This is a genomic window from Lactococcus formosensis (assembly GCF_018403745.1).
GTDB classification, from domain to species: Bacteria; Bacillota; Bacilli; order Lactobacillales; family Streptococcaceae; genus Lactococcus; species Lactococcus formosensis.
Window position 1 is genome coordinate 72,273 of sequence record NZ_BOVP01000006.1, and the last position, 13,131, is coordinate 85,403.

At 38.0% G+C, this 13,131-nt stretch carries 15 protein-coding genes; 1 reads left to right on the forward strand and 14 read right to left on the reverse strand.

The annotated features are described in order from the left end of the window. Positions 1-35: 35 nt before the first annotated feature. From KJS37_RS08055 to KJS37_RS08120, 14 genes are all read right to left on the reverse strand, one after another. On the reverse strand, positions 36-893 hold the full coding sequence (locus KJS37_RS08055) for an amino acid ABC transporter substrate-binding protein (RefSeq protein WP_017369767.1): 858 nt from the start codon (positions 891-893) through the stop codon (positions 36-38). Between the two features lie 168 nt (positions 894-1,061). Beyond that, positions 1,062-1,472 carry a VOC family protein gene (locus tag KJS37_RS08060; RefSeq protein ID WP_213496778.1) on the reverse strand — a complete coding sequence of 137 codons (411 nt, stop codon included), beginning with the start codon at positions 1,470-1,472 and terminating at the stop codon, positions 1,062-1,064. Between the two features lie 13 nt (positions 1,473-1,485). Next, complete coding sequence (locus tag KJS37_RS08065; protein WP_213496780.1) at positions 1,486-3,156, reverse strand: formate--tetrahydrofolate ligase; 1,671 nt, start codon at positions 3,154-3,156, stop codon at positions 1,486-1,488. Between the two features lie 129 nt (positions 3,157-3,285). Then, a complete protein-coding gene (gene deoD / locus KJS37_RS08070; RefSeq protein WP_213496782.1) occupies positions 3,286-3,984 on the reverse strand; it encodes a purine-nucleoside phosphorylase in 699 nt (232 codons plus the stop codon). Between the two features lie 83 nt (positions 3,985-4,067). Then, positions 4,068-4,883, reverse strand: a complete 816-nt coding sequence (locus tag KJS37_RS08075) for a purine-nucleoside phosphorylase (RefSeq protein WP_213496784.1) — start codon at positions 4,881-4,883, stop codon at positions 4,068-4,070. An 18-nt stretch (positions 4,884-4,901) separates the two neighbouring features. Continuing rightward, complete coding sequence (locus KJS37_RS08080; RefSeq protein ID WP_165712024.1) at positions 4,902-5,171, reverse strand: zinc ribbon domain-containing protein; 270 nt, start codon at positions 5,169-5,171, stop codon at positions 4,902-4,904. A 3-nt stretch (positions 5,172-5,174) separates the two neighbouring features. After that, positions 5,175-6,410 (reverse strand): phosphopentomutase, encoded by a 1,236-nt coding sequence (locus KJS37_RS08085; RefSeq protein WP_213496786.1) that lies wholly within the window; start codon positions 6,408-6,410, stop codon positions 5,175-5,177. Positions 6,411-6,492: 82 nt separating this feature from the next. Beyond that, positions 6,493-7,887: an MFS transporter gene (locus tag KJS37_RS08090; protein ID WP_213496788.1), complete on the reverse strand. Its 1,395-nt coding sequence runs from the start codon at positions 7,885-7,887 to the stop codon at positions 6,493-6,495. Positions 7,888-8,047: 160 nt separating this feature from the next. Next, complete coding sequence (locus KJS37_RS08095) at positions 8,048-8,806, reverse strand: MurR/RpiR family transcriptional regulator (protein ID WP_017369775.1); 759 nt, start codon at positions 8,804-8,806, stop codon at positions 8,048-8,050. Positions 8,807-8,881: 75 nt separating this feature from the next. Next, positions 8,882-9,463, reverse strand: a complete 582-nt coding sequence (locus KJS37_RS08100; protein WP_004258153.1) for a hypothetical protein — start codon at positions 9,461-9,463, stop codon at positions 8,882-8,884. Between the two features lie 162 nt (positions 9,464-9,625). Then, positions 9,626-10,342 carry a DUF4811 domain-containing protein gene (locus KJS37_RS08105; RefSeq protein ID WP_213496790.1) on the reverse strand — a complete coding sequence of 239 codons (717 nt, stop codon included), beginning with the start codon at positions 10,340-10,342 and terminating at the stop codon, positions 9,626-9,628. Beyond that, positions 10,342-11,868 carry an MDR family MFS transporter gene (locus KJS37_RS08110; RefSeq protein WP_213496792.1) on the reverse strand — a complete coding sequence of 509 codons (1,527 nt, stop codon included), beginning with the start codon at positions 11,866-11,868 and terminating at the stop codon, positions 10,342-10,344. The genes KJS37_RS08105 and KJS37_RS08110 overlap by 1 nt, the downstream gene beginning before the upstream one ends. After that, positions 11,865-12,314 carry a MarR family winged helix-turn-helix transcriptional regulator gene (locus tag KJS37_RS08115; protein WP_096368432.1) on the reverse strand — a complete coding sequence of 150 codons (450 nt, stop codon included), beginning with the start codon at positions 12,312-12,314 and terminating at the stop codon, positions 11,865-11,867. The genes KJS37_RS08110 and KJS37_RS08115 overlap by 4 nt, the downstream gene beginning before the upstream one ends. Positions 12,315-12,648: 334 nt before the next feature. Beyond that, the gene (locus KJS37_RS08120) at positions 12,649-12,831 is read right to left on the reverse strand and encodes a hypothetical protein (RefSeq protein WP_213496794.1); all 183 of its coding nucleotides are present in this window, start codon (positions 12,829-12,831) and stop codon (positions 12,649-12,651) included. A gap of 94 nt (positions 12,832-12,925) precedes the next feature. On the opposite strand from KJS37_RS08120, the gene KJS37_RS08125 reads away from it, so the two are divergent. Next, a complete protein-coding gene (locus KJS37_RS08125; protein WP_373306142.1) occupies positions 12,926-13,108 on the forward strand; it encodes a site-specific integrase in 183 nt (60 codons plus the stop codon). The last annotated feature ends 23 nt before the right edge of the window (positions 13,109-13,131 follow it).

Genomic DNA, 13,131 nt, shown 5'->3' on the forward strand with positions numbered 1-13,131 from the left:
AAGAAACTAAAAATTTTTTCTTGTCTGTGAAATATTTATTTAAACTTGCTTGCTTCAGGTACAAAATCTCCATCAAAGAATTTTTCTGAAAGTTTTTTCAAGGTACCATCTTTTTCAAGCTCCGCAAGTACTTTGTTGACTTTAGTTTGAAGTTCTTTGCCAGCATCATCTTTTGCAAAGAGGAAATACTCATAACCGTCATGTTCAGGATCACCTGTTGAAGTATCGATATCTTGAATTTTCAAGCTGTCAAACCCTTGATCCTTAATACTTGATTGCAGAGAGATTTTATCATAAAGCATGAAATCAATCTTCCCTGATTCAATCTGGTTAAAGCGTGTATTGATAGATGTGCTATCTGAAGAGTAGCTGATATTTATTTTCTTATCTGGGTGCGCATTGTTCCAATCATTGATAATCTTTGTATAGTTAGAAGCTGGATTACCGATTGTACTTTTACCTGCAAGATCTTCTAGGGTTTTATAATCACCATCTTTCGTTAATACTGCATTATTCGATTTAGAAATTGGTGATGAAAAATTATATTTTTCCGCACGTTCTTTTGACCAACCAAAATCATTGGCTCCCATCTGATAACGGCCACTGTCCAAACCTGGAACAATCCCAGAAAAGTCAACCGCTTGATACGTTACTTTATATTCAGGCAACTTATCAAAGACAGCACGTGCAACCTCAATGTCATATCCTGTTAAATTTCCTTGATTATCAGAATAGGTAAATGGTTTAGTTGCTCCATCTGTAGCTACAACAATCTCCGTTTGCTTGGTTTTTGATTCTTCTTTACTTGATGAACCACCATTACTGCAAGCAGCTAAAGCTCCTGCGGCAATAAGCGAAACGAGCGCGAGTGAAAGCTTCAGTGACTTTTTCATAGTAATGTTCTCCTTAATTTTTTGATATTTAAAGTTTATCACGCCCCCTCCCGCTTTGTCATATTATTTGTTTATCAAGGGGTTAAGATTTTTTTATGGCGGAATTTTATTTATTTAATATCAGCAAACAAAAAAAGTTATCTGCTAAAGAGGATAACTTTTTTTGTTTTATTTCCAGACCGGTTGCCAAGTAATACCAAATTTGTCAGTGATCCAGGCACATTTGCGAATATCTCCTACAGATTCTGGTCCCATCATCACGCTTCCTTGTTCTGATAAAGCTGCAAAGATTTGATCAAACTCAACTTCAGTCGCACAGTCCAGAAAAAGAGAATTTGACCAGTTAGGTATTGGTGCTGCATATTCTTTTTGCATATCAAGAAAGAAAAGCTCAGTACCTTTTATTTCCAAACTCCCATTTAAAACTAGCTCTTCTTTCACTTCAGAAAAAGCTGGACTTTCATGATAAAATTCCATCCGTATAATCTTTGTATCTGGTAAAACTTGAGCATAAAAAGTCATGGCTTCCTTGGCTTTCCCATTTAATGTAATAAAAGGGGTAATTTTTGATTTTACCATCGTTCTCCTTTACTTAGAACAAACCTGTGATTTTCCCTGCTTCGTTAATATCCATATTTAAAGCTGCTGGTTTTTTAGGTAAGCCAGGCATAGTCATCACATCGCCTAAGAGAGCTACGATAAAACCTGCTCCAATCTTTGGCACCAACTCACGCACGGTAACTTCAAAGCCTTCTGGTGCTGCCAGAAGTTTAGGATTATCAGAAAATGAATATTGTGTCTTCGCCATACAAACAGGCAACTTATCCCAACCATTCTCCTCAATTTCTTTTAATTGACGCGCTGCTTTTGCAGAAAAATTAACTTTCTTGCCACCATAAATTTGTGTCACAACTGTTGTAATCTTGCTCTCTACTGATGCTTCTAAATCATAAAGATAATGGAACTCTCTTGCTTCTTGCGTGAAAATACTTGTTAGTTTTTCGGCTAAATCAATTCCACCTGCGCCGCCCTTTTCAAAGACTTGTGTCAAACTCACAGCAACACCTTCTGCTTCAACAAGTCGTGTTAACTCAGCTATTTCCGCCTCAGTATCACTGGCAAATTGATTAATGGCTACAACGATTGGCGCACCATAGCTCGCCATATTTTTAATATGACGTTTCAGATTTGCAAACCCTTGGGTAACGGCAGCAACATTTTCGCCAGTTAGTTCCGTTTTAGCTACACCGCCATGCATTTTCAACGCACGAAGAGTAGCAACAATTACAATAGCATCAGGGGTTTTTCCCAGTTGACGTGTTTTGATATCAAGGAATTTTTCGCCGCCTAAATCTGCTCCAAATCCAGCCTCTGTAATAGTTACATCGGCTAATTTTAAGGCTGTTTTTGTAGCTAGAACAGAGTTACAGCCGTGCGCAATATTGGCAAAAGGACCGCCATGTACTAATACGGGTGTCCCTTCAATAGTTTGGACCAGATTTGGCTTAAGTGCATCTTTCAATAGGACTGTAATTGCACCTTCAATCTCTAAATCACCCACAGTGACCGGCTGACGATCATAAGTATAAGCCACAACAATACGTGAAAGACGTTCTTTCAAATCTGTCAATGAAGTAGCCAAACATAAAACAGCCATAATCTCACTGGCTACAGTGATATCAAAACCATCCTCACGTGGCACACCATTAACTACACTGCCTAAGCCAGCAACGATATGACGAAGCTCGCGGTCATTCATATCTAAGACACGTTTCCAAACAACACGACGACTATCGATGTTTAGAGCATTTCCTTGGAAGATATGATTATCTAAAAGTGCTGCAATAGCATTATTCGCTGTTGTCATGGCATGAATATCGCCAGTGAAATGTAAGTTAATATCTTCCATCGGAAGAACTTGAGCATATCCTCCACCTGTTGCACCACCTTTTATCCCCATCACAGGGCCCAATGAAGGTTCACGTAGCGCCACCATTACCTTTTGGTTCAAACGTGCAAAAGCATCTGCTAGTCCAACTGTCACCGTCGATTTTCCTTCACCAGCAGGAGTCGGGTTAATAGATGTAACCAAGACAAGTTTTCCCTCAGCATTATCCTCAAACTTTTTAAGGCTTTCGAGTGGTATTTTTGCTTTATATTTTCCGTAAAGTTCGATATCTTCAAAACTTAAACCAATTTTTTCAGCGACGTCTGTGATAGCTTCCATCTTGCATTCTTGTGCAATTTCGATATCTGTTTTCATCTTTTAAATAACTCCCTAATCTCCATAACTTTCTTATCATTTTAACAGAAACATCTGGAAATTTCCTTTGTAAATGCTAAATTTAATAAGTTTACCCTTTGAATGTTCGGGTTTAACTTTTACTTTTTCCTAAACAATAAGTGTTTCAAGCCCTACACGCATCATATCAGTAAAGGTAGTTTGACGTTCTTCTGAACTTGTTGACTCCCCTGTCACTAGACTATCAGAGATGGTCATGATTCCTAATGTTTGGACATTATGCTTTGCACCCAAATAATAAAGAGCTGCTGCTTCCATCTCTACTGCTTTTACGCCCAATTTACCTATAGCCAGCGTATCAATATCACTGTAGAATAAATCAGCCGAAAGAACATTTCCTACATGGGTTGGAATATTTAAGTTTTTTGCAATGTGATAGGCCTTATCTAACAAATCAAAATCAGCAATTTGCGGCAAATCAAACTGTGGCCAGTCATTTTTAATAATGCGTGAAGTTGTGGCAGCGCCTTGTGCCAAGACCAAATCTCGTACATGAACATCTTCATTTAGCGCACCTGCTGTGCCTACTCGGATTAATTTTTTCACGCCGTATTCGGTGATTAATTCATGTGCATAGATGGAGATTGATGGCATTCCCATGCCTGTTCCCATAACTGAGATACGGTGTCCCTTATAAGTCCCTGTATAGCCCAACATGCCTCGCACATTATTAAATTGTTGAGCATTCTCGAGAAAATTCTCAGCAATAAACTTGGCACGTAGTGGATCACCTGGTAAGAGGATTTTATCTGCAATTTGACCTTCTTTAGCTTCGATATGAACTGACATAGTTACTCCTTATGTTTAGGTTATTTTGGTGCCAGCTTTCTTCACTAAAAAAAGAAAACGCTAACACGTTTTCTCTTATTTTATCACATTTTCGCTAAAACATTCTTAACAAGTGTTTTAAATGTTTCTTTCACACGTTCTGTTGTCTCAACAACTTCAGCGTGATTAAGTTCACTTTGCATTCCTGCAGCTAAGTTAGTAATGCATGAAATACCTAGAACACGCATTCCTGAATGAACAGCCACAATAACTTCAGGTACAGTTGACATACCTACTGCTGAAGCTCCCATCGTGCGAGCCATATGAATTTCTGCTGGTGTTTCGTAAGTAGGTCCGGTGAAGCCCATATAGACACCTTCTTGCACTTTAGCAGACATCTCTGCTGCTGTTTGCTTAGCAAGTTCTTGATAAGCTTTATCATAAGCTTGTGACATATCTGGGAAACGAGGACCGATCTCATCATCATTAGGACCAATCAATGGGTTTGTTCCCATGAAATTGATATGATCGTTGATAATCATCAAGTCGCCAGGTGCGAAGTCTTTATTTACTCCACCTGCAGCATTGGTAACAATAATTGATGGCGTACCAAGAGCTGAGAACACACGTACAGGATAAGTCACAACATCCATTGTATTTCCTTCATAAAAGTGGAAACGTCCTTGCATTGCAATGACTTTCTTACCAGATAAATCACCATAGACGAGTTGTCCAGCATGACCAACAACTGTTGAAACAGGGAAGTGAGGGATTGTTTCATATTTGATAATAACAGGATTTTCAATTTCTCCTGCTAATTCTCCCAAACCTGACCCTAAGATAAGAGCGACATCAATAGCGCCAACACCTTGATCTTTGAGGTATTTTGTCGTTTCAGCTAACTTCATTTTCAATTCCATTTTTGTGTTCCTTTATTTTTATTTTTTCCAGCGCTTCAAGCCTTTTATTTGCATCGGGTAAAGTGTCTTGAGGAGCCATTTTTTAAATCCTGATATTTCAAGTTGATCCAAGGCCTTATTTCCTAAAGCAATTGTTTCTTCCAAAGTAATATTGGGTTGTATCCACGTCCCATTTTGGTAGCAATATCTACAATATTCGGTCGCTGCTTGCCCGTTTCTTTCTGTTCCAAAATCGACCGCTTGTGCTAAAGGCATACCGCAAGATTGGCAAAAAACTTTTTTGGCCATGAATTAGACCAAACTTTCAAGGAAGGACTCCCCGATTTCAGCCTTGTCAATGTTAAAGTTGTCTGCAATAGTAGCCGAGATATCTGCGAAATGTCCCAAAGGCAAAACTTTTGGTTCTTTCAATGATGGTGAGAAAATAACGAGTGGAATATATTCACGTGTATGATCTGTACCTACATAGCTTGGATCATTCCCATGGTCAGCTGTAATCATCAGCAAGTCATCTTCATGCATCGCTTCAAGAATTTCAGGCAAACGTCCGTCAAAGTCCTCAATAGCTTTTCCGTAACCTTCTACATCACGACGGTGGCCATATTTTGCATCAAAATCAACCAAGTTGGTAAAGCTAAAACCTTCAACGAATTCTTCTTTACGCATTGCTTTGAGTAGACGATCTACACCATCCATATCGTTTTTATTGTGTCCCATATCATATTTCACGCCAACCGTATTGAAAATATCAGAAATTTTACCTACTGAGTATGTATCTACGCCAGCATTATAAAGTTTTTCTAACACTGTTTCGTCAAATGGGCTCAAGGCATAGTCACGACGGCCATCAGTACGGGTAAAATCTCCTGGTGTACCAACATAAGGACGAGCAATAATACGACCAATCATAATACCAGAACCTTCCAGTGTGATTGAACGCACATATTCACAAATTTTGTACAATTCTTCACGTGAAATAATATCTTCGTGTGCCGCAATTTGTAACACAGGGTCAGCGGAAGTATAAATAATCAACTCGCCTGTTTCCATTTGGCGTGGGCCAAAATCATCGATTACAGCTGTTCCAGAATAAGGTTTGTTGGCTTCACGAATGACTTTACGTCCAGAAAATTCTTCAATTTTTTGAAGTAAGGCTTCAGGATATCCTTCAGGATATGTTGGGAAGGGAGTTTGAATATTCAAGCCCATGATTTCCCAGTGCCCTGTCATTGTGTCTTTACCTTTAGAAACTTCTTGTAACTTAGTCACATAAGCCTTAGGCTGATCAGCAGCTGGGATAGTTTTGAGGGCTGTATCGCGTGGGATATTCCCCCACCCCATTTCTTGAAGATGAGGAACATTTAAACCACGGATTTCTGAGATGTGACCAATTGTATCCGAATTCACATCATTTACTGCTTCGTGTGTTTCTACATCATGGTTGAAAAATTTGTCTGCATCTGGTGCAGCACCGATTCCAACGGAATCCATAACTACGAGGTGAACACGATTAAATTTCTTAGGCATATTATTTTCTCCTTACTTAGTGAACTTTCTATATTATCATTATAAACTATTTAGTGATGAATAGGTTTCCAGAGCTAAACCTTCATGCAGAAAAACTTTTCTCGTTCGGAAGTTGCCCTTTGATGAGAAAAACGAAAACTGCTAAAGCCGCAATTGCTACACATGCAATCATGAGAAGAACTTCACTATAATGTCCTTTGACTGTTGCCGCAAAGACATGAAGATTTACACCATCAATAAAACGTGAAGAATAAGTAAAGCCGATTGACATTGCAATATTGATGCAAAGATTGTAGAAACCAATTGCTGTTCCTTTATTTTCTTCTGGCATTTTTCCCAAACTTGTGTGCATGAGTGGTGCATACATCATGGCAAAAGCACATGAACTTAAAATAAGCAAACCAGTGAAGAGGAAAACAGAGGCTCCCATAAATAATGCAGCAAGCACAATTGTCACCACAATAGTCACCATTGAAACAATAACAGCTTTAAATGAATCGAGCTTGGAAGCAATTGCTCCTGAAAGACTACCTACAATCGCAGCTGCTAAACATGCAGGAATAAACATCAAAGATACACTATCTAATTGCATTTGATACACATCTGTAAGCAAAAATGAAAATGTATTCAAGGTAAAGGCAGCTTGTGTTGAGTAGATCAAAAGAGCAGCGATCAAGGTAAAGACAAACAATTTATTTTTAAAGAAGTCTATCGTAATAAAAGCATTTTTCTTTTTCGAAATATAGAGTAAGAAAACAACTGTTGCCAAAATAAAACCAATCAGAACAAGCCACGAGAAGTTGGTCAGGTAAACCATTGCAGTAACAGCAACAGCTGCAACAAGCATAATTCCCATCACATCAATATATTTTTTCTCACCAGATTCTTTGGGAAGATATTTTAAAAGGAAGGGGATAACCAATAAAGAAAGTAATGGCACAAGGAAAAGCGTTTGCCAAGCCAAATGAGTAGTGATAAATCCTCCAGTCAAAGTACCAATGACTGTCGCAATTTGAAAACTAGAAGTTGAAAAGCCATAATATTTTTTTTGCTTATCTGGTGCAACATAGCGAGCTACAAAGATAAGATAAAGGGTTTCAGTAGCGCCCAGTCCAGCAGCTTGAATGACACGCGCAAAAACAACCAACCAATAATTATCATGAACCAAGTAGCCCATAAAAGAACCTGCAGAAATTAAAAGAATACCAAAAATAAGTAATGAACGAATACTAATGCTGTCAGAAAGGGATGCATAGACGACTGCTCCCATTCCAATAACTAATCCAGCTAAGGTCACTTGCCAGGCTACTGTACTGGCAGAAACATGGAAATACTCCACCAGTTTCGGGGAAATGATTTTAAAAGAATTATCAATGACCAAAGAAAAAATCATCAATAAAAGGATGACAGGAACGGCTTTGCCTACCTGTACTTCTTGTGTTGTATTTTGCTGACTTGTAGAGAGTTGTGCTTCCACAGTTAGTCCTCCGATATGATATATTTAAACGCTCTATGTAAACGCTATCTTTAAAGAATATAATTATTATATCTTAAACATTTCTGAAAATGTATTCGCTTTCTCATGAAATACCTTGAAAAACTTTACAAAAAAAAACAAGCTACTCACTTGTCTTTTTCTACCTGATTGTACCTTTGGCACGATAAATGGTAAACATATCAACCATAATACGACAGATGACTTCTAAAGGTAGAATACTTCCTGCGTCCCCATAGAGTTCTTCTTTTTCTAATTTGCTTTGATAAGCAAGCAAATAGTAATCACTCATTTGGGCAAGTTGGCTTCGATGGTTACTTGTTAGAACTATTACTTTAGCTCCTTTTTTCTTTGCTTTTTTAGCCGCAGAAACAATGATTTTCTCCTCACCTGTTGAGGAAACAATAAGCATCATATCTTCTGCTGTCAGTTTTTCAGCATACATTTCCATATCATCATAGTAACGACTGATTGCATTTTTCCCCAGCGTTTGAAACCGATGAATCATATCATCCGCTACAGCTTCACTTGCGCCGCGCGCTACTGTCATGATCATCTTCGTTTCCACTAAAGCTTTCGAAATAGCTTCCAAGTCGGCAGGGTTAAGTAAGCCAATCGTCCGTGAAACTTCAATCAAGTTTTTAAAAACGTATTGATTGGCTTCGTCAGACAAACCAACTATCTTGTTTTCTTCCGCATTGGCTCCATTTTTATTTCTTTTGAGAGAATTTTTGAAATCGGCAAAGCCATCAAATCCTCTTTTTTTGAGAGTTCGTACAATTGTGGCTGTACTCACATGTGCTTCTTCCGCAATTTGAGTAATCGACATCAATTGGACTTTGGACTTATTTTCTTCCAAAAATTCCCAAGTATACATTTCCGCATCTGATAATTTTTCCATAGTTACTCAATTATACCACATCCTAGAAGGAAGCAGATACAAAAAAGCGCTCTTATCAAGCGCAAATGTCTTTTGTTATTCTGCTAATGATTTTAATTTTGAATTTTTAAAGACATCAATAGTATAAATTTTATTGAGGACTTTACATAAACCAAATGCAAGGTTGAAATCGACAAAGCTATGAACAATTCCACCGAAGAAGACAAGCATAAGCAAGCTATTTAAGGCTTGAGGGTTAAGATCTGCAAAACCAATACGATAAAAGGCTAAAACAACCAAGGCTTCCAAGCCTGCATGGAAAACTCCCAAAATCAGGTTAAAAACTTGTAGTTTAACTTTTTTGTCAACTAAATCTGGATTCTTCTTCAAGAACCAAGCACCAGCAGTCATTACTACAATATGAGTTGCCGCGCGCATCCAGATAAGGGGAACTGGGACACTAATAAAGAAACCAAGTGTGGTCCCAACAGCTACAAGCGCTGCTAAATAAGGGCTAAAGAACATAGCGGCCATAACTGGCACGTGTGAAGCAAGAGTAAATGATGCGGGGCCAATTACGATTTTTGCCGGCATAATCATCGGAATTAAAATTCCTAAAGCCGTAAGAAGAGCACCAATCACCAAGTTCCTGATTCTTTTTCTACTATCAGAGTTCACTTTTATAATACCAACCTTTCTATGTTCACTATTTTACAATATTTCCCAGCGAATAAAATTACAATTTAGTTACATTTCCTGTTTTTTTACGTATATTAGGGAAGAGTTCAGTTTTCTATACACTTTAAAAGAAAAAAGTCTGAATAAATTCAGACTCTCTTGTTATTCTTTAAGGCCTAGGCGTTCTTTAATCTGCTTAACTTGCAGTTTTGTGAATTCCTCTGGGCTGTTCTTTTGTAGTTCCATCATTGCTTTTGCTTGCGCAGGATTTGCTTTCAGTGCTGCTTCTTGCTGAGCTTGCATCGCTGGTACTTCTTGTTGAAGTTTTTTGGCTTCATCTTGGGTCAAGACGAGCCAGGTATCCTTAGGCACATATGCCCGCGCGTGCTGAGAAATAAGCTTTCCTTCTTCTCCCCCAATACCGAAAAGGAACTTCATAAAGTTATCTTTAAATTTCCATTTGACTGTTGTTGTAACAACTTTGGCTTCAGACTCAGACGTTAGCTTGTAGTCTGCCGTTTTTTTCAAAGTTTCAACCATATGTTTTTGATCAGGTTGGAAATGAACTCTAGGCTCTTTATCTTCTTTGTTTGTACGGTAGACTAAAGCATAATTATCGGTATCTTGACCGATTTCTGCTTTTAAAAGCAGACCAAAGGCAGCATTGGTGTCTCCTGCTGTGTAAATTTTCTTCGTTTCAGTAGTAGTTACTTTCTCCATACCCCAGTTATCTTTAATGTGTATTGTCAAAGCCATAACTGATGCTGTAAGTAGGATTAATGATAAACCACCAACAAGACCACGCCAAAATATTTTATCAATGTGGATAAAGCCGTAGAAGGTTAAAATTGTAAATAAAGCAATAAGTATGATTATCATTAATTCTCACCTCCTACTTCTTTTTTGTTTTTAACAATATGCCCTTGAAGGAAAAATGAAAGTACGAGCCCAAGGATAGCAAAGGCTAACCCTATCGCGAAAGAGGCGTGATAGCCTTTAAGCATGGCATCTAACATATCTCCTGCAAAAGCAAGTGGATTGGACTCTTTCAAGCTTGCTGCAGGCTGTGAATTGGTAATAATATTTTGTGTAACAGAGCTTAAGAGCGCCACAACAACAGCTGAAGCAACTTGACGTGCTGTACTATTTGCTGCGGTACCATGTGCCGATTGTTCGCGTGGTAAAGCGTTCATGGCTGAGGCAGTTAAAGGCATCATTACCATCGCAATACCAAACATACGCAAACCATAGAGCACAGTAATAAAGTGTTCTGGTGTTGTTGTTGTCAAAAACATAAATGGAATTGTACCGATGGCCAAAATGGTAAAACCAACACGCGCCAAGCGTTTCGCACCTACTTTATCATAGGCAGCACCCGCAAGTGGACTCACAACCCCCATCATCAAAGCACCAGGTAGGAGCGTCAAACCTGAACTCAAAGGTGAGAGACCATGGACTTGTTGCATATACAAAGGCAACATCATCTCAACACCCATCATAGCCATCATCGAAAGTACCATAACAACAGTCGTCAAAGCAAATTGTTTATTTTTAAATACGGAAACATTTAAGAAAGGTGTTTCCAGATGCAATTGACGACGGACAAAGAGCGCAATGATTGCTACCCCCGCTATGATAGGTAGGATAACCGTTTGAAGGTCGCCCCAACCATCGCTGGCTACATTTGTAAAGCCCCATAAAAAGAGCCCAAAGCCAAGCACAGATTCAACTAATGACATAAAATCTAACTTCATGTCACGATTTGGCACAATATCACGCATGAAAATAAGCATCAATACCCAACAAATGGCAATAACAACCATTGGAATCAAGAAAATTGTGCGCCATGATTGTTCCAGAGTAAAGCCTAAAATGACATGATCTTTATCTAAAATCCATCCTGCATAAGTCGGACCGATTGCTGGTGCAAGACCAATAACAAGCCCCATAGCCCCCATAACAGCTCCCATTTGCTTTGGTGAGAACATGTTTACCATAACGACCTGCATCAAGGGCATCGAAATACCAACGGCAATAGCTTGCATGATACGTGCCCCTAAAAAGACGCTCCATGTCGATGTTGGCGCCGAATATGCGACAAACATTCCAGCCAGTAAAATTGCATAAGAAATCAAATATAACCAGCGTGTTGGGAATTTTGTGGTCAAATATGCCGATACAGGAATCATAATACCGTTTGCCAATAGGAACCATGTTGTGGCTTGTTGCCCTGTAGCTAAAGAGATATTAAAATCATTCATCAATGTGGGCATTGCTGTACCCAATGAGGTTTGCATAAGCATCCCTCCAAAAGTAGCAATCAAAATAAGTGCAAGAACAATCCCTCGATTAAAGGGTTTACCATGAATATCGAGTGGCTGATCTTTAGTTAATTCTTCAGTCATACTTTTTCGTTTTCCTCCTCAAATATTTCCATTGCTAAATCAAAAAATAGTTGGACATTTTCAACAAAACTTTTGGTACGTTCTTCACCCATTCGTTCAAGGATTTTTACAATACGGCTTACTGCTTCTTTTCTTGATTGTTCTGCTTCCTCACGTCCTTTAGCTGTGATAGCAACTAAAATTTTACGGCGATCCGTACGCGAAATCTCACGTGTAACAAGTCCTTTTTCCTCAAGATTATTGAGAATTGTCGCTACTCGTGCAGTACTCATATTGGTTTGCTTTGCAATATCACTAGGCAAAATCGGTGAGCCGGTATTTTTATAAAGGCCAACCAAAACGAGTTTTTCACCATGCGCATACTTACTAAAACGACTCATCATTTCAGTTTTACTGCGACTTTTAACACAAGACAAAAAAGTTTCTGCTGCTTGATTGTAATCCATATCTTTCATTCCTAACACTATTAATTATCTAACACTGTTAGTATTATATTCTCTTTATTATAAATTGTCAAAAATTTACTATGATAAAGAAAGCTTACTTCTTCAAGGCTTTCTCCTCTTTATTTATTTGTAATACTAGTGAAAATTTTTCATAGAAAAAGAGACCTCCTAATTGTGGTCTACTTTTACGGCCATTTTTTCGATAATAGATAATAGATAATACGAGTGAAGAAGAATAATAAGGCGAAAATCTTTTTTAGAAAATCTCCAACTCTTTTTTATGGAATGTGTGTATTATAGAGCTTATATCTTAAGGTAAGCTGAATAAAAAAGGTTAAATTTTAGCTTTGCGATATCCAATTTGGGAACAAAAAAAACGAAATAATTTAGCATAAAACATTGTTAACCAGAGAGATTTATTTGATATTTTAAACACATTTTTTAAACGTTGATTTTTATTGGTGTTTCCACCAGCTGAAGATTTAATTCTCTTTGCTTTAAGGTAGTTTTCTTTCAAATATAAATCTACCCTTAGGAGTTCAATCCTTTAATCGTATCTCAAAAAAAAAGCAAAAAAAGAATGTAATATAAGTAAACCACTTTATAGCCACATATTCCGTCATTCTAACGTTTCACTTCTTGCAGAGTTAAATCTTCCTTTAAAAACCATAATGGAACGTGTAGGGTATTCTAACGCTAATACAACACTAAATATTTACAATCATGTCACTAAAAAAATTCGTGAAGAAGTTATTGAGGCTCTGAATGACATTCAACACCATGCCCCTTTTTAATAACACAAGAAAATCGACATAAC

Excerpts from the sequence above, each read along its gene's own strand:
- KJS37_RS08055 (WP_017369767.1), bottom strand. The coding sequence starts at position 893 with ATGAAAAAGTCACTGAAGCTTTCACTCGCGCTCGTTTCGCTTATTGCC.
- KJS37_RS08060 (WP_213496778.1), bottom strand. The coding sequence starts at position 1,472 with ATGGTAAAATCAAAAATTACCCCTTTTATTACATTAAATGGGAAAGCC.
- KJS37_RS08065 (WP_213496780.1), bottom strand. The coding sequence starts at position 3,156 with ATGAAAACAGATATCGAAATTGCACAAGAATGCAAGATGGAAGCTATC.
- deoD (WP_213496782.1), bottom strand. The coding sequence starts at position 3,984 with ATGTCAGTTCATATCGAAGCTAAAGAAGGTCAAATTGCAGATAAAATC.
- KJS37_RS08075 (WP_213496784.1), bottom strand. The coding sequence starts at position 4,883 with ATGGAATTGAAAATGAAGTTAGCTGAAACGACAAAATACCTCAAAGAT.
- KJS37_RS08080 (WP_165712024.1), bottom strand. The coding sequence starts at position 5,171 with ATGGCCAAAAAAGTTTTTTGCCAATCTTGCGGTATGCCTTTAGCACAA.
- KJS37_RS08085 (WP_213496786.1), bottom strand. The coding sequence starts at position 6,410 with ATGCCTAAGAAATTTAATCGTGTTCACCTCGTAGTTATGGATTCCGTT.
- KJS37_RS08095 (WP_017369775.1), bottom strand. The coding sequence starts at position 8,806 with ATGGAAAAATTATCAGATGCGGAAATGTATACTTGGGAATTTTTGGAA.
- KJS37_RS08105 (WP_213496790.1), bottom strand. The coding sequence starts at position 10,342 with ATGATAATCATACTTATTGCTTTATTTACAATTTTAACCTTCTACGGC.
- KJS37_RS08110 (WP_213496792.1), bottom strand. The coding sequence starts at position 11,868 with ATGACTGAAGAATTAACTAAAGATCAGCCACTCGATATTCATGGTAAA.
- KJS37_RS08115 (WP_096368432.1), bottom strand. The coding sequence starts at position 12,314 with ATGGATTACAATCAAGCAGCAGAAACTTTTTTGTCTTGTGTTAAAAGT.